We start from the raw sequence: 25642 nt of genomic DNA on the forward strand, positions 1-25642 counted from the left end.
GGAGGCAGTGTATCGGCTGTGCCGCGATCAGCGGGAGGAGGGCAGCTGTTCCAGTGCATCCAGCGCCGGCAGCACCTGCGCGGCGATGGCGGCCAAGGCATGGCCTTCGGTTTCGGCGTGGCGCTGCACGATGTCGCGCAGCAGCTGGGTGGCGATCACCAGGGTCGCGCGCTCGTCGCCGCTGATGCCTGCGGTGCGCGGCGCCGCTTCCAGCAGGCGCATCAGGTCGCGGCTGGCGCGATGTTCCAGTTCGATGGTGCAGCGCCCGGTGCACTGCAACCCGTCCTTTTCGATGGGGGTCACCGAGATCCGGTAGCGGGTGGAGGGGCTGGCCATGAGGGGACGCTCGCCGTAGCTGTGGAGGATGTGCCCACCTTAGGCAAGGCCGTGCCCGGCGGCGATGGCCGGGGCTGCACGCAGTGTTCCACCCGGTACGTTCCGGGGCCGCAACGCACCACGCCCAGCCAATGGCGACGGGCCTGTACGCGCATTCCCGGGGATGCGGCAACGCTGTGTTGCGGGCTGTGGTTGGGACAAAAAAAACGGGACGGCCAGAGCCGTCCCGTCGGAATCCGCGTTGGGGCGCGCGCTTACAGCGCGGCGTCCTTCAGCTTCTTCAGCGGACGCACCTTCAGCTTGGTGGTGGCCGGCTTGGCAGCGAACCACTGCTCTTCCTTGGTGAACGGGTTGATGCCCTTGCGCTTCGGCTTGGCCGGCACATTGACGGTGGTGATCTTCAGCAGGCCCGGCAGGGTGAACGAGCCAGCGCCCTTCTTGTGCACCGAGGAGGCGACGGCGCTTTCCAGCGAGGCCAGCACAGCGCGGACGTCCTTGGCGATGACGCCGGAGGCTTCAGCGATGTGTGCAACCAGGCCGGACTTGGTCAGCACTTCCTTGATCGGCTTCGGAGCGGCCGGCTTGGCGGCTGCCTTCGTCGCGACTTTCTTCACTGCCTTCTTCGGGGCAGCCTTCTTAGCGGTCTTTGCCATGGTTTCCTGTTCCGTGAACGGTTGGTTGTTTGGTCGGCGCCGAACCCCGTCGGCAAGCGCAATGTAGGGCAACTCTCGGGCGCCGCCAATAGCCCGAAGCGCGGAAAGTGCATGTTTTTTCATATCCAGGCCGATTCAGTACATGGCCGGCAGTGGGGGATGGGGGTGTGGCAGCGCACGCCATGGCCGGCGCCCGCCCATCGTCGGAATGCGCGAAACCACTGAAAACAAGAGGGAAATGCGTTTCCGGTTGGCGAGGAAGTGTCCACGCGCCGGGTTCGGAAGACGACCTCCAGCGTGCGGCGGAGCGACGCAGGGCTAACGCCTCCCGTGCGAGGGTGACCGTTCATCACCGTCACGCAGGAGCAGCACATGGGAATCTCGCGACACGCCACCGCGCACTGGGAAGGCGATCTGAAGTCGGGCAAGGGGCAGTTGAGCACGCCGCAGAGTGGCCTGCTGGACAAGACCCGCTACGGCTTCAACAGCCGTTTCGGCGACGAAAAGGGCACCAATCCGGAAGAGCTGATCGCTGCCGCGCACGCCGGTTGTTTCACCATGGCGCTGTCGGCCAAGCTCGGCGAAGCCGGCTTTACCCCGACCTCGCTGGATACCGAAGCCAAGGTCGATCTGTCGCTGGAAGGCGGCCCGCAGCTGTCGCAGATCCGGCTGAAGGTGAAGGCGGTGGTGCCGGGCATCGACGCCACGCAGTTCCGTGCGATTGCCGATGACGCCAAGCAGAACTGCCCGGTGTCCAAGGCACTGAGCGCCGTGCCGATCAGCCTGGAAGCCGAGCTGGGCTGAGCCGGCGCATCTGTAGAGCCGAGCCCAGGCTCGGCTTCTGCAGGTCCCGTGATCTGGCCGAAGAACAGCCGAGCGTGGGCTCGGCTCTACAGTGTCCCTTTACCAATCGATGGTGCCGGTGATGACGGTCTGCACCTGGCCGCCCGACCAGACCTCGCCGTCCTCGTCGACCAGCAGCGTCAGGCGCGCATCGTGGCCCACTTCGCGGCCCTGGCTGACTTCGAACGGTGCGCGGCCGCGCGGCAGCGCATCGCGCAGGTCCAGCCATGCGGCCAGCACGGCGTTGGCGGCGCCGGAGGCGGCGTCTTCGAAGCGGCGTCCATTGCCGACGAAGGCACGTACCGCCAGGTCGAAGCCCTCGCTGCCATCGCTGAAGGCATAGGCGAACACGCCCATGCTGTCGGTGGTCTCGGCCAGTGCGGCCACCGCATCCCAGTCCGGCTGCAGCGCGCGCAATGCGGCCTCATCGGCCACCTGCACCACCCACCAGCTGCGCCCGCCCTGCATGCGTGCCGGTGGCAGCGTGCCCAGCGGCCAGCCCTTCAGTGCGGCCTGCAGGCGAGGATCGGTCGCCTCGGCAGTCTCGGCCAGCTGCGCGCGCGGGGTGCGGATGGCGATGCGCTGCTGCGTACCCTCACCGCTGACGCGCAGCGGCAGGGCGCCGGCAATGCCGTCCTGCACCAGCACGCCATCGATCGGTGTGGCCAGGCCTGCCTGCAGCACCGCATGCGCCGTGCCGACGCTGGGGTGGCCGGCGAACGGCACTTCCTTCTGCGGGCTGAACATGCGCAGCCGGTAGCTGGCACCGGGTGCCTGCGGTGGAAACACGAAGGTGGTTTCGGGCAGTCGCGTCCAGCGGGCGATGGCCTGCATGCTGGCATCGTCCAGGCCCTCGGCATCGAGTACCACGGCCAGCGGGTTACCGGCGCCGGCGCGCGGGGAGAACACATCCAGCTGCAGGAAACGGCGGGTGGTCATAGGGGGCAAACTCCGTAGAACGAGAGGGGTACGGTAGCGCCGGGCCATGCCCGGCGTCCGTGTGCGGCGTTCGCCGGGCGTGGCCCGACGCTACCAATGGATGCTGCCGTCGATCACGCACTGCACCTGGCCGCCGATCCACACCGTGCCCTGCGCGTCGACCTGCACCTGCACGCGGCCATCGCGGCCCACTTCGCGGCCCTGGCTGGCCACGTAGCGGCCTTCGCGGCCGGGCAGGGCATCGCGCTGCCGCAGCCAGGCGCCGATCAGCGCATTGGCGCTGCCGGTCACCGGGTCTTCGGGTACGGCGGCCGCGTCAGCGGGGCAGAAGGCGCGCACCACGCGGGCGTGGTCGTCGCCGGGCTCGTCGGCGAACACGGCCAGGCCAGTAGCGTCGGTGGCCAGGCTCCAGTCGCGCAGGGCCGCCATGTCTGGCGCCAGTCCGCGCACGGCGGCGGCGTCGCGCAGCGGCAGCAGCCACCAGCGTGCACCGTTGTCCCACAGTTCGGGCACGTGCCCGTTGGCCGCCAGCGCCAGCAGCGTCTCCGGCGCGGCGTCCACCCTCGTGTCCAGTTGCCGTGCCGGTGGGCTGGCCAGCTGGATCTGCAGTGCCTCGGCCGGACCGCTCACCCGTACCGGCAGCAACCCCGCCGCGCATTGCTGCAGCAGGGCGCCGTCGCGCGGTTGCGCCAAGCCACAGCTCACCGCGGCCCAGGCGGCGCCGACGCTGGGGTGGCCAGCAAATGCCAGCTCGCGGGTCGGGGTGAAGATGCGGATGTGGTAGTCGGCACCCGGCGCGCTGGGGCGCAGGAAGAACACCGTCTCGGACAGATTCAGCCAGGCGGCCAGGGCCTGCATCTGGCGGCTGGAGAGCCCGTCGGCGTCCAGGATGACGCCCAGTGGGTTGCCGGTGCCGGGGCGGGGGGCGAAGACATCGAGCTGCAGGTAACGGAGGACGGCCATCTACGGGGATATTGCGCTTAGAATCAAAGGTTCCGCCCCCGAGGGCGGCTTCCCCACATTCTACATAGCCAATCCATGTCAGCTTCCCCCCTTGTCGATCGTTGGATCGTACTGAAGTTCGGCGGCACCTCGGTGTCGCGTCGTCATCGCTGGGACACGATCGGGAAGCTGGCGAAAAAACGTGCGGAAGAGACCGGCTCGCGCGTGCTGGTGGTGGTGTCGGCGTTGTCCGGGGTCACCAACGAACTGACCGCGATTGCCGACGGCGCACCGGACAGCCGTGATCGCGTGGCGGCGCTGGTCGAACGCCACGAGGGCTTCCTGGTTGAACTGGGCCTGGGCCGCGAGGTACTGGCCGAACGCCTGGCGGCGCTGCAGGGCCTGCTGGACGACGCGCGCGCCGCGACCCGTCCGCTGGACTGGCAGGCTGAAGTGCTGGGTCAGGGCGAGCTGCTGTCCTCCACCCTGGGCGCAGCCTACCTGCACGCCACGGGCCTGGACATGGGCTGGATGGATGCCCGCCAGTGGCTGGATGCGATGCCGCCGCAGCCGAACCAGAGCGACTGGTCGCAGCGCCTGTCGGTGAACTGCCAGTGGCGTGCCGATGCCGAGTGGATGCAGCGCTTCCGCGCGCAGCCGACCCGCCTGCTGATCACCCAGGGCTTCATTTCGCGGCATGCCGATGGCGGCACCGCCATCCTCGGCCGCGGTGGCTCGGATACCTCGGCGGCGTACTTCGGTGCGCTGCTCGGCGCCAGCCGCGTGGAGATCTGGACCGATGTGCCGGGCATGTTCAGCGCCAACCCGAAGGACGTGCCGGACGCGCGCCTGCTGACCCGCCTGGACTACTACGAGGCGCAGGAAATCGCCACCACCGGCGCCAAGGTGCTGCACCCGCGCTCGATCAAGCCGTGCCGCGATGCCGGCGTGCCGATGGCCATCCTCGACACCGAGCGCCCGGAACTGCCGGGCACCAGCATCGACGGCAGCGCCGCGCCGGTGCCGGGGGTAAAGGCGATCAGCCGCCGCAACGGCATCGTGCTGGTGTCGATGGAAGGCATCGGCATGTGGCAGCAGGTCGGCTTCCTGGCCGATGTGTTCAACCTGTTCAAGAAGCACGGCCTGTCGGTGGACCTGATCGGTTCGGCCGAGACCAACGTCACCGTGTCCCTGGACCCGTCCGAGAACCTGGTCAACACCGATGTGCTGGCCGCGCTGTCGGCCGACCTGTCGCAGATCTGCAAGGTGAAGGTGATCGTGCCGTGCGCGGCGATCACCCTGGTGGGCCGCGGCATGCGGTCGCTGCTGCACAAGCTGTCGGACGTGTGGGCCACCTTCGGCCGCGAGCGCGTGCACATGATCTCGCAGTCGTCCAACGACCTGAACTTGACCTTCGTCATCGACGAGGCCGATGCCGATGGCCTGCTGCCGATCCTGCACGCAGAGCTGATCGACAGCGGCGCGATGCCGGTGGAAGAGACCGAAGTGTTCGGCCCGCGCTGGCGCGAGATTGCCGGCACCGTGCGCCCGCGCGGCACGCCGTGGTGGCGCGGCCAGCGTGCGCACCTGCTGCAGCTGGCCGATGCCGGTACGCCGCGCTACGTCTACCACCTGCCGACGGTGCGCGCCCGCGCCCGTGCACTGGCCGCAATCAAGCCGATCGACCAGCGCTACTACGCGATCAAGGCCAACAGCCACCCGGCCATCCTGCAGCTGCTGGAAGCCGAAGGCTTCGGCCTGGAGTGCGTGTCGCACGGCGAGCTGAAGCATGTGTTCCAGCACCTGCCGGAACTGTCGCCCAAGCGCGTGCTGTTCACCCCCAGCTTTTGCCCGCGCAGCGAGTACGAGGCGGCGTTTGCGCTCGGCGTGACCGTGACCGTCGACAACGTGGAAGCGCTGCAGCGCTGGCCGGACCTGTTCCGTAACCGCGAGCTGTGGCTGCGCGTCGATCTGGGCCGGGGCGAGGGCCACCACGCCAAGGTCCGCACCGGCGGCAAGGAGTCCAAGTTCGGCCTGCCGATCGCCCGTGTCGACGAGTTCGTGCGCGCGGCCACCGACCTGGGCAGCCGCGTGGTCGGCCTGCATGCGCACCTGGGCAGTGGCGTGGAGACCGCGCAGCACTGGCGCCTGATGTGCGATGAGCTGGCCGGTTTCGCCCGCCGCATCGGCAGCGTGCAGACCATCGACATCGGTGGCGGACTGCCGATTCCGTACAGCGACGAAGACGAGCCGTTTGACCTGGACGCCTGGGCCGAGGGCCTGGCCGAGGTCAAGGCACTCCATCCGGCATTCCGCCTGGCGATCGAGCCGGGCCGCTACCTGGTGGCCGAGTCCGGCGTGTTGCTGACCCATGTCACCCAGGTGGTGGAAAAGGAGGGCGTGCGCCGCGTCGGCCTGGATGCCGGCATGAATGCACTGATGCGCCCGGCGCTGTACGACGCCTGGCACGACATCGAGAACCTCAGCCGCCAGGGCGGTTATGCCGAAGCGGCGTTCGATGTGGTCGGCCCGATCTGCGAATCCAGCGATGTGTTCGGCAAGCGCCGCAAGCTGCCGGTGTCGACCGCGCCGGATGACGTGATGCTGATCGCCGATGCCGGCGCCTACGGCTATTCGATGGCCAACACCTACAACCAGCGGATGCTGCCGCGCGAAGACGTGATCGAATGATCGCCGCGCGCGCCCTGCACCCGCCCACCGACACGCCCCGCGCCCTCGCGCGGGCCCGTGCCTGACCGGATACACCATGACTGCTTTCGACAAACACCAGGTTTCCCGCTTCCGCTTCGTCCGCTGCGAATTCGCTGCGGAAACCGGCGTGGCCAAGCTGGTCTACGCCTTCGATGACGGCCCGGAGATGGTGGAAACCATCACCGTGCCGGGCGCCCCGTTCGTGCTTGACGAGGCGCGTACCGCCGCCGTGCAGCGCGCGCTGCAGCTGCTGCACCTGATCGCCGGTGTCAGCTACTACAAGGCGGGCGTGCCGGAGACGGTCAGCATCGACAGCTACGCCATCGATGCCGATACCGCGGCGCTGGTGGAGACGGTCTACCTCAATGGCCTGGGCGAGTTCGCCTACCGCAACGGCCTGAACCTGCGCGGGCGTTTCCGCCTGCCGGTGCAGGGCGAAGTGGTGCAGGCACCGGTGCTGGGCCTGCAGCCGCACGCACTGGTGGCGATCGGCGGCGGCAAGGATTCGCTGGTCAGCATCGAAGCGCTGCGCCGTGCCGGCGTGGACGAAACGGTGACCTGGATCGGTGGTTCGCAACTGATCCGTGCCTGTGCCGAGCGTACCGGCCTGCCGACGCTCAACCTGGGCCGCGCGCTGGCACCGGAACTGTTCGAACTCAACCGCCAGGGCGCCTGGAACGGCCATATCCCGGTCACCGCGGTGAACTCGGCGATCATGGTGCTGGCCGCGCTGCTGCAGGGCGTGGACCAGGTGGTGTTCTCCAATGAGCGTTCGGCCAGCTACGGCAGCCAGATTCCGGGCACCGGCGAAGTGAACCACCAGTGGTCGAAGGGCTGGGCGTTCGAGCAGGCCTTCGGCAGCCATGTGCAGGCGCACGTGGCGGCGGACCTGCAGTACTACTCGCTGCTGCGCCCGATGTCCGAGCTGGCGGTGGCCCGCCAGTTCGCCAAGACTGATTTCTACGACGCGCACTTCTCCAGCTGCAACCGCAACTTCCACATCCTCGGCGAGCGCCCGGTGAACCGCTGGTGCGGCGTCTGCCCGAAGTGCCATTTCGTGTTCCTGGCGCTGGCCCCGTTCATGCCCAAGACGCGCCTGGTGCGCATCTTCGGCCGCAACCTGCTGGACGATGCCGAGCAGGCCGGTGGCTTCGATGCGCTGCTGGAATTCCAGGACCACAAGCCGTTCGAGTGCGTGGGCGAGGGCCGCGAATCGCGTGCAGCGATGGCGACCTTGGCGCAGCGCCCGGAGTGGAAGGAAGATGTGCTGGTGAAGCGCTTCTGCAACGAGATCCAGCCGCAGCTGGATGCCGCCGAACTGGAACTGGCGCCGCTGCTGCAGCTGCAGGGCGAGCACCGCGTTCCGGCTGCGCTGTGGGAACGGGTCCGTGAAGATTTCGAAGCTTGAGGGAAAGCACGTTGCGCTGTGGGGCTGGGGCCGTGAGGGCCGCGCCGCGTTTGCGGTGCTGCGTGAGCGCCTGCCAACGCTTGGCCTGAGCCTGTTCTGCCCGGCCGCTGAAGCCGAAGCCGCGCGTGCGGAAACGCAGGGCGCGCTGGACGTGCGTGGCGAACCCTCGGCCGATGCGCTGGCCGCGTTCGATGTGGTGATCAAGTCGCCCGGCATCAGCCCTTACCAGCCGATCGCGCTGGCGGCGGCAGAGCAGGGCACCACCTTCATCGGCGGCACCGCGTTGTGGTTTGCCGAACACGCGGCCGACGACGGCATCGTGCACGACACCGTGTGCGTGACCGGTACCAAGGGCAAGAGCACCACCACCGCCTTGGTCGCGCACCTGCTGCGTGCCGCCGGTCATCGTACCGGCCTGGTCGGCAACATCGGCCTGCCGCTGCTGGAAGTGCTGGATCCGCAGCCGGCACCCGAGTATTGGGCGGTGGAACTGTCCAGTTACCAGACCGGTGAAGTGGCGCGCAGTGGCGCTCATCCGCAGGTGGCGGTGGTACTGAACCTGTTCCCCGAACACCTGGACTGGCACGGCAGCGAACAACGTTACATCGAAGACAAGCTGCGGCTGGTGACTGAAGCTGCGCCGCGCATCGCCGTGCTCAATGCCGCCGATCCGCACCTGGCGGCACTGTCGCTGCCCGATAGTGAGGTGGTCTGGTTCAACCAGCCGCAGGGCTGGCATATGCGGGGCGACATCGTGTATCGCGGCGAACAGGCGGTGTTCGATACCCGCAACACGCCGCTGCCGGGCCGCCACAACCGCGGCAACCTGTGCGCGGTGCTGGCTGCACTGGAAGCGCTGGGCCTGGACGCGGTGGCGCTGGCACCGGCGGTGCAGGATTTCCGCCCGCTGCCGAATCGCCTGCAGCGGATTGGCGTGGCCGATGGCCTGACCTACGTCAACGATTCGATCAGCACCACGCCGCATGCCAGCCTGGCTGCGCTGGAGTGCTTCGCCGGGCAGCGCATCGCGCTGCTGGTGGGCGGGCACGACCGTGGCCTGGACTGGACCGACTTCCTGCAGCACATGGCGCACGATGTGCCGCCGGTGGAGATCGTGACCATGGGCAGCAACGGCCCGCGCATCCACGCGATGCTGCAGCCGCTGGCCGACGCCGGCCGCTTCGGCCTGCACGCTGCGGGCGATCTTGCCGAGGCGATGGCGTTGGCGCGCACGGCGCTGGGCGCGCAGGGCGGGGTGGTGCTGTTGTCGCCGGGTGCGCCGAGCTTTGGTGCTTACCGCGACTACGTGGCGCGTGGCCGCCATTTCGCCGAACTGGCCGGGTTCGATCCGGACAGCATCAGCGCGATTCCGGGGTTGGGCATCGCCTGAGGGTAGTGCCGGCCGCTGGCCGGCAACCCAGCGGGGAATTCATCCACCCATGGCGTGGATCTACTGGTCTTCGTCGATGAACGCGTAATCGCCATCGATCAGCTGCTGCAGGTACGCATCGAAGCTCGGTGCGATCACCGCGTAGCTGTCCGGATCGTGCAGGTAGCGCACCACCTGGCCGACGGTGCCGCCCGGTGCCGGATCGAAATCCAGATACAGCATCGAGGTGCCACCGTTGTTCATGCAGTGCGAGAAACACAGCCGGCGGCTCATCGGCAGATCCGCATCGATGCCCTCGCCGAGAATCTCCGGCTCGTCATCCAGCCACTCTTCGTAGATGGAACGGATGCTGTCGTCCCACCGCTGCTGGTCCTCGAAGATCTGCGCGACCGATCGCAGGTAGTACGGATAGCCGCCGTCCTCGACATCCGAGCCGAGCATCAGCACGCAGACCTTGCCCGCGGGGTACTCCCGGTAGTGGGTGCCATCCACGCGCGACAGCAGCTCCACCAGGCTGCCCGGCACCTGCGGCCACTGCACACGCAGGCGCTGCAGGTCTTCGGCGCTGGCGCCCTGGACATGTGCCCACTGCGGGGCATCCTCGGCAGGCAAACGCGGGATCAGGCCAGACAGAAAGCGATCAACAAGATTCATGCGAAAAAAGGGGACGGAGGGGGTTAAGTCGTATCCAACCACACCTGCGTCACGCCGCCAATGCAGAATGCGACGCGGGAGGGGCGATTACGGCTTAATCCCCTCCGTCCCCTTTTTCTTGCGGAGCAGGCGCATGAATCGTTGGCGATGCGGTGTGGCGATGATCCTGGGGCTGGCGGCGATGCCGGCGTGGGCGGCGATGAAGACGCAGCCGGTGGAATGGAAACACCAGGGCACGACCTTCAGTGGCGTGCTGGTCTATGACGACGGCGAGCATGACAAGCGCCCTGGCCTGGTGATGGTGCCGAACTGGAAGGGCGTGAACGAATCGGCCATCGAGAAGGCCAAGCAGCTGGCCGGTGACGACTACGTGGTGCTGGTGGCCGATGTCTACGGCAAGGGTGTGCGGCCGAAGACCGATGCCGAGGCCGGGCCGGTGGCGACCAAGCTGCGCAACGACCGGCCGTTGCTGCGTGCCCGCGCGCTGGAGGCGGTGAACGTGCTCAAGGCGCAGGCCGGCAAGGTGCCGCTGGATGCCAGCCGGATCGGCGCGGTGGGCTTCTGTTTTGGCGGCACCACGGTGCTGGAGCTGGCCCGGGCCGGTGCGCCGCTGGCCGGTGTGGTGAGCCTGCACGGTGGATTGGGCTCGCCGTTGCCGGCGCAGGCCGGTGGCAGCCATCCGTCGGTGCTGGTGCTCAATGGCGCCGACGACAAGAGCGTGACCGCCGAGGACATCGCCGGTTTCCAGAAGGAAATGAACGCGGCCAAGGTCGATTGGGAGTTCACCAACTACAGTGGTGCGGTGCACTGCTTTGCCGAGCGCGATGCCAACAGTCCGCCGGGCTGCCAGTACAACGAACGGGCGGCCAAGCGCGCATGGAAGGCGCTGGATGAGTTCTTCGAGGAGCGGTTCCGGTAAACAAAGGCGTGCCGACCAAGGTTGGCACCCACCGATGTTCCAGTGCCGACCAATGGTCGGCATCCACCCACAGCCGCGGTAGGTGCCGACCGTTGGTCGGCACACCTCAACCGATCAATGCGAGCGCTGCACCGCGTAGCGGGCCAGGCCGCGCAGGGCGGCGACCGCGTCGTTGTCGCCCAGGCCATCGAGCGCACGCTCGGCAGCTTCGGCATATTCCTCGGCACGCGCGCGACTGTACTCCAGGCCGCCGGTGGCGCGGATCGCAGCCAGCACTTCCGGCATCGCCGAGGCGTCGCCGTCCTGCACGATAGTGCGCAGGCGCTCGCGGGTGGCGTCGTCGGAGTGGGCCATCGCGTGGATCAGCGGCAACGTGGCCTTGCCCTCGGCGAGGTCGTCGCCCAGGTTCTTGCCCAGCTCGTCGGCGTTGGCCGAGTAGTCCAGCACGTCGTCGGCGATCTGGAACGCGTAGCCCAGGTGCATGCCGTAGTCGAACAGGGCCTGTTGCTTGGCTTCGTCCACGCCACTGGCCAGCGCGCCCAGGCGGGTGCCGGCGGCGAACAGCACCGCGGTCTTGCGCTCGATCACGCGGAGGTACGCGGCTTCGTCGGTATCGGGGTTGTGCACGTGCAGCAGCTGCAACACCTCACCCTCAGCGATGCGGTTGGTGGCATCGGCCAGGATCTGCATCACCGACATGCGCTCCAGTTCGACCATCAGCTGGAAGCTGCGCGAGTACAGGAAGTCGCCGACCAGCACGCTCGGCGCATTGCCCCAGAGCGCGTTGGCGGTGCTGCGGCCACGGCGCAGGCTGGATTCGTCCACCACGTCGTCGTGCAGCAGGGTGGAGGTGTGGATGAACTCGATGATTGCCGCCAGCTGGTGGTGATCCGGGCCGGCCTGGCCGACCGCATGGCCGGCCAGCATGACCAGCATCGGGCGCAGGCGCTTGCCGCCGGCGGAAATGATGTGATCGGCGATCTGGTTGATCAGCACGACGTCCGAGGACAGCCGGCGCCGGATCAGGGCGTCGACGGCGGCCATGTCGGCCGCAGCAAGCGACTGGATCTGGGGCAGGCCCAGGGCGGGACGGGTGTCTTCGGTGATGGTCATGCGATCAGGCTTTCAGGCTCGCCGTTGATTATAGGCGTTGCCCGTGAACTCCGGGCGCAAACCGGACTGGCACGCCGCTGCGGCGCGGTCACGCCAGCGGCCAGCGTGAATACGTATGCAGGCTGCGCCATGCCCCGGAGGCCACCGCTAAGCTTGCCGGAACAGGATTTCGGCCCGCTTCCGGTGGGCCCTGCATGCCCGGAGGGGGGCTGTCGATGTCGCACTATCCATGGTGGCGCGGAGCCGTCATCTACCAGATCTACCCGCGCAGCTACCTCGATGCCAACGGCGACGGGGTGGGTGACCTGCCGGGCATCATCGAGCGGCTGGACCACATCGCCGCGCTGGGCGTGGACGCGATCTGGATTTCGCCGTTCTTCAAGTCCCCCATGGCCGACTTCGGCTACGACATCGCCGACTACCGCGACGTCGACCCGCTGTTCGGCAGCCTGGACGACTTCGACCGGCTGCTGGCCAAGGCCCACGGCCTGGGCCTGAAGGTGATGATCGACCAGGTGCTGAGCCATACCTCGATCGAGCACGCCTGGTTCCGCGAGAGCCGCCAGGACCGCAGCAATCCGAAGGCGGACTGGTACGTGTGGGCCGACCCGCGCGAGGACGGCACCCCGCCCAACAACTGGCTGTCGCTGTTCGGCGGCGGCGCCTGGCAGTGGGAGCCGCGCCGTGAGCAGTACTACCTGCACAACTTCCTGGTCGACCAGCCGGACCTGAACTTCCACCACCCGGACGTGCAGCAGGCCACCCTGGACAACGTGCGCTTCTGGCTGGACCGCGGCGTGGACGGCTTCCGCCTGGACGCCATCAATTTCTGCTTCCACGACGCGCAGCTGCGCGACAACCCGCCAAAGCCCGCCGACAAGCGCGTGGGCCGCGGCTTCAGCCCGGACAACCCGTACGCGTACCAGTACCACTACTACAACAACACCCAGCCGGAGAACCTGCCCTTCCTGGAGCGCCTGCGCGCGCTGCTGGACGAGTACCCGGGCGCGGTGAGCCTGGGCGAGATCTCCTCGGAGGACTCGCTGGCCACCACCGCCGAGTACACCCGGGACGGCCGCCTGCACATGGGCTACAGCTTCGAGCTGCTGGTGGACGACTACAGCGCGGCCTATATCCGCGACACGGTCTCGCGGCTGGAAGCGGCGATGACCGAAGGCTGGCCGTGCTGGGCGGTTTCGAATCACGACGTGGAGCGGGCGGTCAGCCGCTGGGGCGGCCACCCGGCTGACCCGCGCCTGGCGCGGATGCTGGTGGCGATGCTGTGCTCGCTGCGCGGCTCGGTCTGCCTGTACCAGGGCGAGGAGCTGGGCCTGGCTGAGGCCGAGGTGCCGTTCGAGGCGCTGCAGGACCCCTATGGCATCACCTTCTGGCCGAACTTCAAGGGCCGCGACGGCTGCCGCACCCCGTTGCCGTGGACTGATGCGCCGCTGGCCGGTTTCACCACGGGCCAGCCGTGGCTGCCGATCCCGGCCGAGCACCGCGCCGCGGCCGTGGCGGTGCAGGAGCGCGACCCGGGCTCGGTCCTGGCCGCATTCCGGGGGTTCCTGGCCTGGCGGCATAGCCAGCCGGCGCTCCTGCATGGCAGCATCCGGTTCATCGAAAGCGCCGAGCCAGTGCTGCTGTTCGAGCGTATGCTTGCAGATGAAACCCTCCTGCTGGCCTTCAACCTGTCGGCCGAGGCGGTGAGCCATCCGCTGCCGCCGGGCAACTGGCAGCAGGTGGAGGTACCGGGCCCGGATGCGGGCACGGTGCAGGGCAATGAACTCGAGCTGCCGCCGCGCGCGGTGTATTGCGCCCGACGCAGCTGACCGTTTTCTCCGGTGGCGGTACTTGCGGGGACGGGGCCGAAGCGCCCCGTCCCTTTTTTGTGGGTGGGCCTGGCCGACCAACGGCCAGCATCCGCGCAGAAGAAAACCCGCTGCCTGCGCAGCGGGTTTCCGGTCCTGCTCCCCATGGGTTGCCGGCCAGCGACCGGCACTACCCGGTCGTGATCAGAACTTGTAGTTCACGCCCAGCATGTAGGTGCGGCCCCACTCGATGTACTCCAGCGGGCGATCCTTGCTGCCGGCGTAGGTGCGGTACGGCTCGTTGGTCAGGTTGCTGCCCTGCAGCAGCAGGGTCAGCCCGCGCAGGCTGCTGCTGTCGCTGAAGGTGTAGCTGACCTGTGCATCGGTCACGTTCTCGCCTACCACGTAACGCAGCGTGCGGTTGCCGTTGAAGTTGCCGATCTCACCAATGAAGTCCGAGCGGCGGCGTTGGCTCACGCGTGCTTCAAAGCCACTGCGCTCGTAGTAGGCGGTGAAGTTGTACACGCGCTTGGACAGGCCCGGCAGGCTGATCGGGCCACTGCCCACGCTGGAGGCGCTTTCCGGATCCAGGATGGTGATGTCGCTCTTGTTGAAGGTCGCGCTGGCCTGCACGCCGAAGCCACGCAGGCTGTCGGTCAGCATCTCCAGCGGGAACGACCCGGTCAGCTCCAGCCCCTTCAACGTGCCGCCCTTGCCGTTCTGCGGCGTGGAGAAGGTACCGGTGGTCAGCACCGGTGCGGTCATGCCCGGCGGCGGCACGTAATTGCCCAGCAGGCCGCTGAAGTCATAGTTGTCCACCGACTGCGTGTAGACGTAGCTCTTCAGATCCTTGTAGAAGATCGCCGCAGCCACGTAGGCCTTCTCGCCGAAGTACTTCTCGTAGGACAGGTCCAGCGCGGTCGCGCGCCACGGATCCAGCAGCGGATTGCCGCCGCTGCCACCGGGGCGGCCGTTGTTGGTATCCACACCGAACTCCAGGCCGGCACGCATCTGGTCCACGCGCGGGCGCGCGACCTGCTTGGCGGCGGCGAAGCGCAATGTCTGCTGGTGCGGGAACATGAACACCAGGTTCAAGCTCGGCAACCAATCCTTGTAGGTCTTGCCGGCAGAGAAGGGCTGGATGTTGCTGCCCGCCGGCTGTGAGCTGTCCCAGTAGCGCGAATCCGAGCTCTGGTCGGTGTGCTGCATCTGTACGCCGATGTTGCCGCGCACGCCGACCACGCCGATGTCGGTGTTGATGTTCAGGCGTGCCCACGCGGTGGTGATCTTCTCCTCGACCGTCCACGACTTGGGAATCAGGTAGTCCAGATTGTCGACCGGGTTGAAGGTCATGTAGCGACCCACCGCTGCCGGCACGTTCCACGACGGGATGTAGCCGATGCCGGCGAAGCCGAGGTTGACCGGGCGGTACTGCAGGTCCGGGGCGATGGTGGATTCGCCTTGGGCGCCGAGCAGGATGTTGCCTTCGGCCTGGGCCTTCTGCTTGCGGCGGTCGGCATAGTTCACGCCCACGTCCACATCCGAGAACCAGCTGGACATGGCCTCGGGAACCGGCAGCGTCGCCGCCAGCTTGGCGCCCTTCAAGCGGTCTTCAACTTCCGGCACCTTGCCGTAGCCGGAACCATAGATCGTATTGGTCAGGAACAGGCTGTCCGGATTGGAATAGTCGCGCCCCGGCGTGATCTGCGAGAAGCTGTTGTTGTTCACCACCAGGCCGATCGTGTCGAACTGCGGGCGCGGCACCAGCTGCAGGTTGTTTTCCAGGTTGATCTCGCGGCGGGTCGCCTTCGAGTAGTTCAGGTCGGCGACCAGTTTCACACCGCCGACGTTGAACTCGTTGTTCCAGCCGAACGCGTCGATCTTGTCCTTGCGCTTGTTGTACATGCCGCGGACCAGCGGGTACGCATTGCTGATCGTGCCACCGGTGAAGCTGCCATCGGCATTGCGGCCGACATTGCTGAACACCGGCAGGATCGCGTTGGGATTGTTGCTGTCCTCGCCATTGCCACTAAGGCTCAGCTCGAACTGGTTGGCGGTGTCGATCTGCTCGGCTTCGGTGTGGAACGCGTCGAAGGTGCTGGTCCAGCTGTTGCTTGGGCGGAACTGGATCGTCGCCATCACGCCGTCGCGCTTGTTGTTGCCGGTACGGCGCAGCGCCTTGATGCCATCGGTGAAGTAGGTGCCTGGCGCGATTCCGCGACGCTCGCCCTTGTCGGTGTGTTCGGTGGTCCAGGGCTCGTAGAGGCCGACCTGGTTCTCCTGGATCGGCATGTCGCTGTGCGCGTAACCGATGGCGATGCCCAGGGTGTTGTCGAAGAACTGGTCGATGTAGCTGGCACTGAAGCGGTTGCCATACGGATCGATGTTGGCGGCGCGGCCCAGGGAGCTCTTCTGGTAGCGGCCGCTGACCGCGATCACGCGCTCGCCGAAGCTGAGCGGGCGTGCGGTCTGCATGTCGATGGTGCCCGACAGGCCCTGGCCGACCAGAGCCGCGTCCGGGGTCTTGTAGACAGTCACGCCGTTGACCAGCTCGGATGGGTACTGGTCGAACTCGACGCCGCGGTTGTCGCCGGTGCTGACCACTTCACGGCCATTGAGCAGGGTGGTGGCGAAGTCGGGTGACAGGCCGCGCACGCTGATCACCTGCGCACGGCCGGCAACGCGCTGGGCGGCCAGGCCGGGAAGGCGCGAGATGGATTCGGCGATGCTGACGTCGGGCAGCTTGCCGATGTCTTCGGCGGAAATCGCCTCGACCACCGAGGTGGCGTCCTGCTTGATCGCGATCGCGTTTTCGATGCCGCGGCGGATGCCGGTGACCTGCACCGTATCCAGGTTGGTGGCGGCGGTGGCGGCCGGCGTGGTGGTGCTCTGCGTGGACTGTGCAGACGCCAGCGTCGGCGCCAGGACAACGGCCAGCGCGATGCTCAGCGCGCTGCGCTTGTGGTTCAACATTTTCCCCTCCCAGGCAATGTTGCAGATCGATTCGTGAACGTCCCGGAGTGACCGTGGACGTGCGACGCGGTGGCCGCTGTCGTCGCCGCTATGGTAGGCAGCGCGTTCTTCGCGGGAATCACCCTGCATACGTATTCAATGCCGTTTGCAGGGGTGTAATCGCTTTCAGGTGCATCGTTCTGTAGAGCCGAGCCCATGCTCGGCTGCGTTCCGGTGCTGCGCACCGCCGCCCGAGCGTGGTCTCGGGCGCTACAGCGGCGCGCAGGCAGGAAGACGTTCAACGGATAGGCGTGAAGCGAATGGCCTGTCCACCGCCCGGTGCCAGCACCAGCGTCAGGGCATCGGCGCTGGTCACCTCCCGGGTTTCTCGTGCGAACGCGAACGGGTTGCTGCGGAAATCAGCGCCGTCACCATCGCGGTAGATCTCGGCGCGATAGCGCACGCCCGGCTCCAGGAAGCCCAGCGATACCGGCAGCATGCGGCCGTGCTCATCGGTGATGCTGCCGAGGAACCAGTCACGGCTGTTGCGGTCGCGGCGTACGATCGTCACGTAGTCGCCCACCTCGCCATCGAGCACGCGGCTCTGCTCCCAGTCCACCGCCACGTCTTCGATGAAGCGGAACGCCTCGCGATGCTGCAGGTAGTGCTCGGGCAGGTCGGCGGCCATCTGGATCGGGCTGTACAGCACCACGTACAGCGCCAGCTGGCGCGCCAGCGTGCTGGGAATGGCCTGGCCGTGGCGGCCCTTCAGGCTGAGGATGCCGGGGGTGTAATCCATCGGCCCGGCCAGCATCCGGGTGAACACCAGGTTGACCTCGTGCTCCGGCGGGTTCGGCGGCTGGCCCCAGGCGTTGTACTCCATGCCGCGTGCGCCTTCGCGCGAGATCCAGTTGGGGTAGGTGCGGCGCAGGCCGGTGTCCTTGATCGGCTCATGCGGGTTCACCGACAGGTGCCGGCGCGCGGCCTCCTGCACCACCTTCAGGTGATGGCGGGCCATGAACTGCCCGTCGTGCCACTCGCGCCAGAGCGAGCCGCCAGCCGGATTTCGCCGGTCGACCTGGCCATCGTCGCAGACGTAGCCGGTCTTGAACTGGTCCACCCCCAGCCGTGCGTACAGGTCCAGCGCGGCGCCCAACTGATCCTCGTAGTGCTCGATGGCACAGCCGGTTTCGTGGTGGCCGATCAGGTGCACGCCCTTTTTCAGGCCATACGCCGACAGCGCTTCGATATCGAAATCGGGCGTGGCGCGGGTGAAATCAAAGTTGTAGCCATTACCCACCCACATGCCGTCCCAGCCCGGATTCCAGCCTTCCACCAGCACGCCGCGGAAGCCGTGCGCAGCAGCGAAGTCGATCACCTTCTTTGTCCTGGCGGTGGTGGCCGCATGCTTCGGCCCGGTCGCCCAGCTCTCGTTGTCCAGGTGCATCGACCACCACACCCCGAGGTACTTGGCGGGCTTCACCCAGCTCACGTCGCCCAGCGCATTGGGTTCGTTGAGGTTGAGGATCAGGTCCGATTCGATCAGGCCACCCGCGCGGTCAGCAACCTGCAGCGTGCGCCAGGGTGTGGCGAAGGGGAGGGCACGGCGCACCTTCCAGCCTTCGGCCGAGGGCGAGAGCTGCGCGCGCAGGCGCTGGCCCTCGGTGCGGCGCAGCCACATGCCGGCGTAGTCCACCAGCGCAGCCTCGTGGATCGCCACGTGCAGGCCATCGCGGCTGCGCAGGGTCATCGGCGTATGCACCAGCGGCACTTCGCGCAGCGGGGTACGCTGGTACAGGTACTCGTAATGGATCGGTTCGCCGGCGGGAATCCACCAGGCGGTGGAATCCTGTGCGATGGCAAACTCGGTCAGCTCGTCATCGATGATCGCTTCGCGCAGGTTCGGCTGCTCGGGGAACACGTAGCGGAAGCCGATGCCGTCGTCGTAGACGCGGAACACCACATCCAGCCGCCGCTTGCTGCCCGTGGTCTCGGCCAGCTGCACGGTCAGCTCGTTGAAGTGGTTGCGGGTGAGCCGGCGCTCGCCCCACGGCTGCTCCCAACTGTCGTCGACGCTGCGCCGCTGCTGGCCGAGCAGGGCGAAATCGCGGTCCAGGCGGCCATCGCGCAGGGCGAAGCCGAGCTTTGAATCCTCCACCACGGGCTCGCCGAAACGCTCGACGCGGTAGCGGGCGGTCCCGCCGTCCAGCACCAGGCTGACCTTCAGCACCTTGCCGGGTGATTCGACGCTGGCGACCTGTGGCGCGGCCTGTGCCAGCGTGGCCCAGGCCAGCAGGGCCAGGCCGAGCAGGTGCGCGATTGCCGCGCGTACAGCAGTGGGTGACATCGGCAGTTCCCCTCCCAAGGCGCCGTTGGCAGACCCGGACCATAAGCCAGCACAGCAGGCGCGCTACCGCGTGGCGCCATGAATACGTATGCAGCTGGACGCAGCCGACAGCCCCGCGTCTACCATGGGGCCAAGGCACCTTGAGGGAGGGGCCGTGCCCGCCCGCCGGCAACGACGGTGCGGACCTACAACGCGTGCAGAGAGGGAGGGAGGCCGACGGGCGCAAGCCGGTCCGCCGCTTCGATGCTGAAGATCATTTGCCTGACCGCTGTCCTGGGGGCAGCGCTGGGATCGACCGCGCAGGCGGCCGACCTGCAATTCGACGGCCGCCATGCGCGTGCCGAAGCCGCTGCCAACGGCAGCTTCGTACTGCATGCGCCGAAAGGTGAGGTGCGTATCGCGCCGATGCCGATGCGCAGCCAGACCGGCAGCGTGATGTTCGACGCGTTGTTCGCGCTGGCCCAGCAGGAGATGGACCAGGACCGTGTGGACGCGATTCGCGATCCCGCGTTCGACGAAGGCCGGCCGGTGCCGTGCGAGTGCTTCCAGACCGGCGCGCGCTGGCCCTATGTGTGGACCCGCGATGTCAGCTTCGCCGCCGATCTGGCGTTGGCGCGGCTGGACCCGCAGCGCACCCGGCAGTCGCTGCAGTTCAAGCTGTCGGCGGCGCGCGACGGGCACACGCCCGGCCTGTTCGTGGCGCAGGACACCGGGTCCGGCGGCAGCTGGCCGATCAGCAGCGACCGCGTGGTGTGGTTCCTGGCCGCGCGCCACCTGCTGGATGATCCGGCGTTTGCCGATCAGGTCTGGCAGGCGCTGCAGGGCACGCTGGCACAGGACCGCGCGATGGTGTTCGACGCGCAGGTGGGCCTGTACCGCGGCGAGACCTCGTTCCTGGACTGGCGCGAGCAGACCTATCCGGACTGGACCCGCGAGGACGTGCGCTTCATCGGTGATTCCTACGCGCTGTCCACCAACGTGCTGCACTACCAGGCGCTGCGCCTGGCCGAACGCCTGGCCGGCAAGCGCGGCGATGCCCGCGCGGACGAGTACAAGGCGTGGGCCGATGCGTTGGCGCAGCAGGTCGATGCGCGCTTCTGGCGGGAGGACATGGGCCAGTACATGAGCTACATCGGCGAAGCGGCGCACCCGGTGCCGTACGCCAAGGTCGATCTGCTGGGCCTGTCGCTGGGTATCCTGGCCGACGTGCTGCCGACCGGGCGTGCGCGCCGTGCGCTGGCGGCGTACCCGATCGGGCCGGCCGGCAGTCCGGTGGTCTGGCCGCAGGAAGGGCAGCAGCCGATCTATCACAACCGCGCCATCTGGCCGTTCGTCAGCGCCTATTCGCTGCGCGCGGCGCGCCAGCTGGATGATGTCCCGCGCATTGCCGCCGAGATCCGTTCGCTGATGCGCGGCGCCGCGCTGGCCGGTTCCAACATGGAAAACTACGAGCTTGTCAGCCAGGCCGTGCATGTGGACGAAGGCGCGCTGAGCGGGCCGGTGGTCAATTCCGAGCGCCAGCTGTGGTCGGTGGCCGGCTATCTGGCCATGGTCACCGAAGGCGTGTTCGGCGTGCAGGACGATGGCCGCGTGCAGCCCAAGCTGCCGGCCGTGCTGGTGCCAGAACTGTTCGGCACGCATCCCCGTATCACGTTGGAAGCCAACGGCAAGCGCTATGTGCTGGAGCGCCCGCAGAACGTGGGCGATGGCCTGCTGGTGGCCGGCAGAACCACCACGCGTGGCAGCACCACGACAGTGCAGCTGGTCGCCGCCCCGGCAGCAACCGGTTTCGCTGCCACGACTGCGGATGCCAACGTGCGTGCGCCGGCCACGCCGGTTGCGCCGCAGGCCCCGCGCAAGGGCACGGGCTGGAACGTTCCGGTGGCAGCCGATCAGGTGCTGTGGAAGGACGGCAAGGCGGTCACCGCCAGCAACGGCGTGGCGCGCATCAACGACGATGGCCTGCAGCATTGCCTCAGCCTGACCCGGCGCGAAGGCACGTTGGAATCGCTGCACAGCCCGATGCTCTGCGTCGGTCCGCAGCAGGTGCTGAAGGGCGAGGAACGCTGGCAGTTCACCTCGGCCAAGGCCGGGCAGGTGCGCCTGCGCCTGCAGTACCGCAACCCGAACGGGCCGATCAACACCGGCGTCACGGCTGCAGTCAAGCAGCTGGTGCTGCAGTGCCCGGGCCAGCCTTTGCAGCGGCATACGGTTGCGATGCCGCACAGCGTGGCCGTGCAGGACTCGACCTCGGCAACGTTCGCCGTGCACAAGGGGCCGTGCACGGTCGCGCTTGAAGAAGGCTTCAACATGAGCGCGCTGCAGCATTTCGCGCACTACACCGGCGGAAAGGGCGGGCGCGACGGCGTGCTCAACCATGCGCAGGTGCAGGCGTTGAAGGTGACGCAGGTGGCGGCGGAAGAGGACGCACGATGAATCGTCCCGCCAAGCCACAACTGTCGTTCTGGCAGATCTGGAACATGTGTTTCGGCTTCCTCGGCATCCAGTTCGGATTCGCCCTGCAGAACGCCAACGCCAGCCGCATCTTCGAGACGCTGGGCGCGGACATCGACGCGGTACCTGGATTGTGGATCGCCGCGCCGCTGACCGGCCTGCTGGTGCAGCCGGTGATCGGTTACCTGTCCGACCGCACCTGGACCCGCTGGGGGCGCCGTCGTCCATACTTCATGATCGGTGCGGTGCTGACCACGCTGGCCCTGCTGGTGATGCCGAATTCGCCAACGCTGTGGATCGCCGCCGGTACGCTGTGGGTGCTGGATGCCTCGATCAACGTATCGATGGAGCCATTCCGCGCCTTCGTCGGCGACCAGCTGGCGCCACGCCAGCGCCCCACCGGCTATGCCATGCAGAGCTTCTTCATCGGCGTGGGCGCCATCGTCGCCAGCTTCCTGCCGTTCATCCTGGCCCACTTCGGCGTCGCCAATACGGCCGCCGCAGGTGAAGTGCCGGACACCGTGCGCTATGCGTTCTACTTCGGCGCGGTGGTGCTGCTGGCGGCGATCACCTGGACGGTGGTCAGCACCCGCGAATATTCACCGGCGGAGCTGGCCGGGTTCGATGATGCCGAGCCGCCGGCACATCACGCAGCGGCGACGATCAGCGGTCCGGCGCCCTGGGCGCAGGTGGCCGTATGGCTGGGGCTGGGCGTGCTGCTGGCGCTGCTGATCGCGTGGCGGCAGGGCGACCGGATGCTTTACGTGCTGGCCGGCCTGTGTGCCGGCTACGGCCTGCTGCTGGCCGTGGCCCGCGCGCTGCCTGGCACGCATATGCTGGCCGCCATCGTGGGCGACCTGCGGGCGATGCCGGTCACGATGCGGCGGCTGGCCTGGGTGCAGTTCTTCTCGTGGTTCGCGCTGTTCGCCATGTGGATCTACACCACTGCCGCAGTGGCCGGTGTCCACTTCGGTTCGGACGACCCGAAGACGGCGGCCTACAACGAGGGCGCCAACTGGGTGGGCGTACTGTTCGGCGCCTACAACGGCTTCGCTGCGTTGGCCGCGGTACTGATTCCACCGATGGTGCGTGCCATCGGCCTGCGCTGGAGCCACCTGCTCAACCTGTGGTTGGGTGGCGCCGGTCTGGTCTCGCTGATGTTCATCCGCGACCCGCACTGGCTGCTGCTGTCGATGGCCGGCGTCGGCTTCGCCTGGGCGTCGATCCTCTCACTGCCCTACGCACTGCTGTCCGACAGCGTGCCGGCGTCGAAGATGGGCGTGTACATGGGCATCTTCAATTTCTTCATCGTGATCCCGCAGCTGGTCGCGGCCAGCGCGCTCGGCTTTGCCCTGCGCGCCTGGCTGGGTGGTCAACCGATGCATGTGCTGGTGCTGGGCGGCTGCAGCCTGTTCGTCGCCGGCCTGTGCGTGCTGCGGGTTCCGTCCCGTCCGGAGGTGGTGTGATGCGTGGTGCGCTGTCTGTTGCTGTTTCCCTGGTGCTGGCTGGTCAGGCGGTGGCCGCGCCGCGTCCGGACTACGTCGGTACCACCGAACCGTTCGCCAGTGATGCGGTGTATTTCGTGGTCACCGACCGCTTCGTCAACGGCGATCCGTCCAACGATCACCGCGACCAGGGCGGCAAGCACCGCACCTTCGATATCCCGGTGCCGTGCCCGGACAAGGTGGACGGCAACATCGGTTACCTCGGTGGTGATTTCCGCGGCGTGCTCGACAATGCGCAGTACATCCGCAATCTGGGGTTCGGCGCGGTGTGGATCACGCCGATCGTGGACAACCCGGACGAAGCCTTTACCGGCAGCAAGCCGATCAGCTGCACCAGCACGCTGACCGACCGTGGCAAGACCGGCTACCACGGCTACTGGGGCATCAACTTCTACAAACTCGATGAACACCTGCCCAGCAAGGACCTGGACTTTGCCGGATTGACCAAGGGGCTGCACGGTACTGGCTTGAAGGTGGTGCTGGATATCGTGGGCAACCACGGTTCGCCGGCCTGGACCATGCCGACGCGGCAGCCACAGTTCGGCCAGATCTTCGACAGGGATGGAAAACTGATTGCCGACCACCAGAACCTGCCCCCGCAGAAGCTGGATCCGAAGCACAACCCGCTGCACGCGTTCTACAACAACGTTGGTCCGGTCGACAGCAAGGATGGCTCGATCTTCGATGGCAACCTGGCCGAGCTGTCCGACTTCAACCAGGACAATCCGGCGGTGATGGAGTACCTGGTCGGCGCCTACCTGCAGTGGACCGCGCAGGGCGTGGACGCGTTGCGCATCGACACCATCGGCTGGCTGCCGCACCCGTGGTGGCATGAATTCGTCAAGCGCATCCGCGCCGAGCATCCGGGCATGTTCATGTTTGGCGAAGCCTTCGACTACAACGCGGCGACCATTGCCGAGCACACCTGGCCGGCCAACGCCAATGTCAGCGTGCTCGACTTCCCGCTGCGCGGTGCACTGGAGCAGACCTTCGGCACCGCCGGCAAGGGCTTTGAAACGCTGGCCGAGCCGCTGCACCTGAGCGGGGGGCCGTACGCCAACCCGTACGAGCTGATGAGCTTCTACGACAACCACGACATGCCGCGCCTGCAGGCCAGCGACAGCGGTTTCATCGATGCGCACAACTGGCTGTTCACCGCGCGCGGCATTCCGGTGGTCTATTACGGCTCGGAGACCGGTTTCATGCGTGGTCGCGCCGAGCACGCCGGCAACCGCGCCTACTTCGGCCAGCCGCGTGTGGATGCGGCGCCGAAGAGCCCCATCTTCGCGCCGCTGCAGCGTATCGCGCGACTGCGTGAAGCCACCCCGGCGCTGCAGCGCGGCCTGCAGGTGAACGAGCGCCTGCAGGGTGATGAGGCGGTGTTCTTCCGTGTGCTGCAGCAGGGCGAGGTGGCGCAGACCGCGCTGGTGCTGCTGAACAAGGGCGACCAGGCCAGGAGCTTCACCGTGGCGCGTTACGTCCAGGCGGGCCGCTGGCGTGATGCGCTGGACGGCGGTTCGTTGCAGGTGGATGCCTCCCTGAAGGCCGAAGTGCCCGCGCATGGCGTGAAGGTGTACGTGCTGGATGCCGCCGTGCAGCAGCCAGCGCTGCAGGCCGAGCTGGACAAGGCGATGACCGACCAGAAGGCTCGGGACCAGCGTCTGGGACGATGAGGGCGCCGCCGGGCATGGCCCGGCGCTACCGCTCTGGTGGGTGCCAACCTCGGTTGGCACGCTCTTCGAGCAGTCGAGCAGGCTCGACCCTACAATAGGCCCCCCTCACGCCCTGCCGTACCGCCATGACCGACCTCGCCCCGCAGACCCCGATCGAAACCCTGCTGAAGGCGGCGATGGACGGGGCGGTGCCGATCCGCGCCTTCATGGAGGCCTTCGTCGCTTCCGAGGTAGTGCTGCTGACCGGCAGCCTGGTCACGCCCGACGGCAGCGGCTTCGACCCGCTGCTGTTCGACAAGCAGGGCATCCTGCACGTGGCCGTGTTCACCGATCCATCGCGGGTGGGCATCTACAGCCAGCAGGCCCAACACCAGATCCGCTGGTTGATGCTGGACGTTCTGCGCCGCGTGCCGGGGGGCTACGGCGTGGTGATCAACCCAGGCACTCCGCTGGGCTTCGAGATCTCGCCCAGCGGCGTCGGCGAGATCCTGAAGGACTTCGCCCAAGGCTGATTGTCCTGTAGAGCCGAGCCCATGCTCGGCTGCCGTTCGCGCAATGCCGGATCAGTCGAGCACGGCCCGACCCTACAGAACGCTTCCCTTCGGGTGCCGTACGTGATCCCCTTTGGTTGACACCAGGATCGAGGCTCTGCCATGGAATTGAGGGAACTACCTGCCGGCTCACCAGCACGATCACGCCATTCCCGCTCCGCACTGATCTTCCTGATCTCAGCGATCGCTGCCGCGCTGGTGTCCATGCCCCTGCTGCGCGCGGTGGGCATGGTGCTGTGGCCGGTGTTCGTCATTGCCTGGCTGATCAACCTGGGCGCGGCCTGGCATCTGGCCCAGTGGGCACGCCAGCAGGGCCGTTCGGCGTGGGCGTTCGGGTTGCCGGCAGCGTTCGGCACCGTCGCCTCGATCGTGGTCTATGTGCTGCTGGCATTGCTGGGGCCGAAGGCCGCGGTGCACTGAATTTTCGCGGCTGCCGTAGACAA

Annotated in this window: 19 protein-coding genes; 11 read left to right on the forward strand and 8 right to left on the reverse strand. The window is 67.4% G+C overall.

Features of this window, described 5'->3' with window-relative positions:
* Positions 1-27: 27 nt before the first annotated feature.
* Positions 28-336, reverse strand: a complete 309-nt coding sequence (locus AC5P6E_RS14290) for a DUF3861 family protein (RefSeq protein WP_010483541.1) — start codon at positions 334-336, stop codon at positions 28-30.
* A 254-nt stretch (positions 337-590) separates the two neighbouring features.
* The gene (locus tag AC5P6E_RS14295; RefSeq protein ID WP_010483539.1) at positions 591-989 is read right to left on the reverse strand and encodes an HU family DNA-binding protein; all 399 of its coding nucleotides are present in this window, start codon (positions 987-989) and stop codon (positions 591-593) included.
* 372 nt (positions 990-1361) lie between these two features.
* On the opposite strand from AC5P6E_RS14295, the gene AC5P6E_RS14300 reads away from it, so the two are divergent.
* Positions 1362-1793 (forward strand): OsmC family protein, encoded by a 432-nt coding sequence (locus AC5P6E_RS14300; RefSeq protein ID WP_005408443.1) that lies wholly within the window; start codon positions 1362-1364, stop codon positions 1791-1793.
* A gap of 99 nt (positions 1794-1892) precedes the next feature.
* On the opposite strand, the gene AC5P6E_RS14305 is transcribed toward AC5P6E_RS14300, so the two are convergent.
* Together AC5P6E_RS14305 and AC5P6E_RS14310 are read right to left on the reverse strand one after the other, a co-directional pair.
* Entirely contained in the window at positions 1893-2771 is an 879-nt protein-coding gene (locus AC5P6E_RS14305; RefSeq protein WP_191862949.1) for a PhzF family phenazine biosynthesis protein, read from the reverse strand.
* A gap of 90 nt (positions 2772-2861) precedes the next feature.
* Complete coding sequence (locus tag AC5P6E_RS14310) at positions 2862-3734, reverse strand: PhzF family phenazine biosynthesis protein (RefSeq protein WP_043396944.1); 873 nt, start codon at positions 3732-3734, stop codon at positions 2862-2864.
* Between the two features lie 75 nt (positions 3735-3809).
* Between AC5P6E_RS14310 and AC5P6E_RS14315 the strand changes: the two genes are divergently transcribed.
* The 3 genes from AC5P6E_RS14315 (at position 3810) to murD (ending at position 9223) form a co-directional block, all read left to right on the forward strand.
* Positions 3810-6404, forward strand: coding sequence for a bifunctional aspartate kinase/diaminopimelate decarboxylase (locus tag AC5P6E_RS14315; RefSeq protein ID WP_495231057.1), 2595 nt, complete (start codon positions 3810-3812; stop codon positions 6402-6404).
* A 76-nt stretch (positions 6405-6480) separates the two neighbouring features.
* The gene (gene murL / locus AC5P6E_RS14320; RefSeq protein ID WP_495231058.1) at positions 6481-7833 is read left to right on the forward strand and encodes a UDP-N-acetyl-alpha-D-muramoyl-L-alanyl-L-glutamate epimerase; all 1353 of its coding nucleotides are present in this window, start codon (positions 6481-6483) and stop codon (positions 7831-7833) included.
* A complete protein-coding gene (murD, locus tag AC5P6E_RS14325; protein WP_495231059.1) occupies positions 7814-9223 on the forward strand; it encodes a UDP-N-acetylmuramoyl-L-alanine--D-glutamate ligase in 1410 nt (469 codons plus the stop codon). The genes murL and murD overlap by 20 nt, the downstream gene beginning before the upstream one ends.
* 60 nt (positions 9224-9283) lie before the next feature.
* On the opposite strand, the gene AC5P6E_RS14330 is transcribed toward murD, so the two are convergent.
* Complete coding sequence (locus AC5P6E_RS14330; protein ID WP_019337089.1) at positions 9284-9877, reverse strand: SMI1/KNR4 family protein; 594 nt, start codon at positions 9875-9877, stop codon at positions 9284-9286.
* Positions 9878-10010: 133 nt separating this feature from the next.
* Between AC5P6E_RS14330 and AC5P6E_RS14335 the strand changes: the two genes are divergently transcribed.
* Positions 10011-10796 (forward strand): dienelactone hydrolase family protein, encoded by a 786-nt coding sequence (locus AC5P6E_RS14335; RefSeq protein WP_019337088.1) that lies wholly within the window; start codon positions 10011-10013, stop codon positions 10794-10796.
* A gap of 114 nt (positions 10797-10910) precedes the next feature.
* Here AC5P6E_RS14335 and AC5P6E_RS14340 read toward each other — a convergent pair whose 3' ends face one another.
* Positions 10911-11909, reverse strand: coding sequence for a polyprenyl synthetase family protein (locus tag AC5P6E_RS14340; protein ID WP_010483521.1), 999 nt, complete (start codon positions 11907-11909; stop codon positions 10911-10913).
* A 215-nt stretch (positions 11910-12124) separates the two neighbouring features.
* Here AC5P6E_RS14340 and AC5P6E_RS14345 point away from each other — a divergent pair, with 215 nt between their 5' ends.
* Positions 12125-13738 carry an alpha-glucosidase family protein gene (locus tag AC5P6E_RS14345; protein ID WP_191862945.1) on the forward strand — a complete coding sequence of 538 codons (1614 nt, stop codon included), beginning with the start codon at positions 12125-12127 and terminating at the stop codon, positions 13736-13738.
* 183 nt (positions 13739-13921) lie between these two features.
* Here the strand turns inward: AC5P6E_RS14345 and AC5P6E_RS14350 are convergent, their stop codons facing one another.
* Positions 13922-16690 carry a TonB-dependent receptor gene (locus AC5P6E_RS14350; protein ID WP_053443794.1) on the reverse strand — a complete coding sequence of 923 codons (2769 nt, stop codon included), beginning with the start codon at positions 16688-16690 and terminating at the stop codon, positions 13922-13924.
* A 277-nt stretch (positions 16691-16967) separates the two neighbouring features.
* Positions 16968-19022 carry a glycoside hydrolase family 97 protein gene (locus tag AC5P6E_RS14355; RefSeq protein WP_495231078.1) on the reverse strand — a complete coding sequence of 685 codons (2055 nt, stop codon included), beginning with the start codon at positions 19020-19022 and terminating at the stop codon, positions 16968-16970.
* A 237-nt stretch (positions 19023-19259) separates the two neighbouring features.
* On the opposite strand from AC5P6E_RS14355, the gene AC5P6E_RS14360 reads away from it, so the two are divergent.
* The 5 genes from AC5P6E_RS14360 (at position 19260) to AC5P6E_RS14380 (ending at position 25619) form a co-directional block, all read left to right on the forward strand.
* Entirely contained in the window at positions 19260-21452 is a 2193-nt protein-coding gene (locus tag AC5P6E_RS14360) for a glucosidase family protein (protein WP_495231060.1), read from the forward strand.
* On the forward strand, positions 21449-22936 hold the full coding sequence (locus tag AC5P6E_RS14365) for an MFS transporter (protein WP_100447961.1): 1488 nt from the start codon (positions 21449-21451) through the stop codon (positions 22934-22936). Before AC5P6E_RS14360 ends, AC5P6E_RS14365 begins: the two co-directional genes overlap by 4 nt.
* On the forward strand, positions 22936-24648 hold the full coding sequence (locus tag AC5P6E_RS14370; protein ID WP_313208420.1) for an alpha-amylase family glycosyl hydrolase: 1713 nt from the start codon (positions 22936-22938) through the stop codon (positions 24646-24648). The genes AC5P6E_RS14365 and AC5P6E_RS14370 overlap by 1 nt, the downstream gene beginning before the upstream one ends.
* A 125-nt stretch (positions 24649-24773) precedes the next feature.
* Positions 24774-25160: an SseB family protein gene (locus AC5P6E_RS14375; protein WP_010483507.1), complete on the forward strand. Its 387-nt coding sequence runs from the start codon at positions 24774-24776 to the stop codon at positions 25158-25160.
* 141 nt (positions 25161-25301) lie between these two features.
* On the forward strand, positions 25302-25619 hold the full coding sequence (locus tag AC5P6E_RS14380) for a hypothetical protein (RefSeq protein WP_019337081.1): 318 nt from the start codon (positions 25302-25304) through the stop codon (positions 25617-25619).
* Positions 25620-25642 lie beyond the last annotated feature (23 nt).

Source organism: Stenotrophomonas sp. YJH_SMC_16 (genome assembly GCF_059367875.1).

What these genes read in the sequence shown, in the direction of transcription:
- AC5P6E_RS14360 (WP_495231060.1), top strand. Translation starts at nt 19,260, where the DNA reads ATGCTGAAGATCATTTGCCTGACCGCTGTCCTGGGGGCAGCGCTGGGA.
- AC5P6E_RS14375 (WP_010483507.1), top strand. Translation starts at nt 24,774, where the DNA reads ATGACCGACCTCGCCCCGCAGACCCCGATCGAAACCCTGCTGAAGGCG.
- AC5P6E_RS14315 (WP_495231057.1), top strand. Translation starts at nt 3,810, where the DNA reads ATGTCAGCTTCCCCCCTTGTCGATCGTTGGATCGTACTGAAGTTCGGC.
- AC5P6E_RS14295 (WP_010483539.1), bottom strand. Translation starts at nt 989, where the DNA reads ATGGCAAAGACCGCTAAGAAGGCTGCCCCGAAGAAGGCAGTGAAGAAA.
- AC5P6E_RS14350 (WP_053443794.1), bottom strand. Translation starts at nt 16,690, where the DNA reads ATGTTGAACCACAAGCGCAGCGCGCTGAGCATCGCGCTGGCCGTTGTC.
- AC5P6E_RS14335 (WP_019337088.1), top strand. Translation starts at nt 10,011, where the DNA reads ATGAATCGTTGGCGATGCGGTGTGGCGATGATCCTGGGGCTGGCGGCG.
- AC5P6E_RS14310 (WP_043396944.1), bottom strand. Translation starts at nt 3,734, where the DNA reads ATGGCCGTCCTCCGTTACCTGCAGCTCGATGTCTTCGCCCCCCGCCCC.
- AC5P6E_RS14370 (WP_313208420.1), top strand. Translation starts at nt 22,936, where the DNA reads ATGCGTGGTGCGCTGTCTGTTGCTGTTTCCCTGGTGCTGGCTGGTCAG.
- AC5P6E_RS14340 (WP_010483521.1), bottom strand. Translation starts at nt 11,909, where the DNA reads ATGACCATCACCGAAGACACCCGTCCCGCCCTGGGCCTGCCCCAGATC.
- AC5P6E_RS14365 (WP_100447961.1), top strand. Translation starts at nt 21,449, where the DNA reads ATGAATCGTCCCGCCAAGCCACAACTGTCGTTCTGGCAGATCTGGAAC.
- AC5P6E_RS14345 (WP_191862945.1), top strand. Translation starts at nt 12,125, where the DNA reads ATGTCGCACTATCCATGGTGGCGCGGAGCCGTCATCTACCAGATCTAC.
- AC5P6E_RS14290 (WP_010483541.1), bottom strand. Translation starts at nt 336, where the DNA reads ATGGCCAGCCCCTCCACCCGCTACCGGATCTCGGTGACCCCCATCGAA.
- AC5P6E_RS14300 (WP_005408443.1), top strand. Translation starts at nt 1,362, where the DNA reads ATGGGAATCTCGCGACACGCCACCGCGCACTGGGAAGGCGATCTGAAG.
- AC5P6E_RS14330 (WP_019337089.1), bottom strand. Translation starts at nt 9,877, where the DNA reads ATGAATCTTGTTGATCGCTTTCTGTCTGGCCTGATCCCGCGTTTGCCT.
- AC5P6E_RS14305 (WP_191862949.1), bottom strand. Translation starts at nt 2,771, where the DNA reads ATGACCACCCGCCGTTTCCTGCAGCTGGATGTGTTCTCCCCGCGCGCC.
- AC5P6E_RS14380 (WP_019337081.1), top strand. Translation starts at nt 25,302, where the DNA reads ATGGAATTGAGGGAACTACCTGCCGGCTCACCAGCACGATCACGCCAT.
- murL (WP_495231058.1), top strand. Translation starts at nt 6,481, where the DNA reads ATGACTGCTTTCGACAAACACCAGGTTTCCCGCTTCCGCTTCGTCCGC.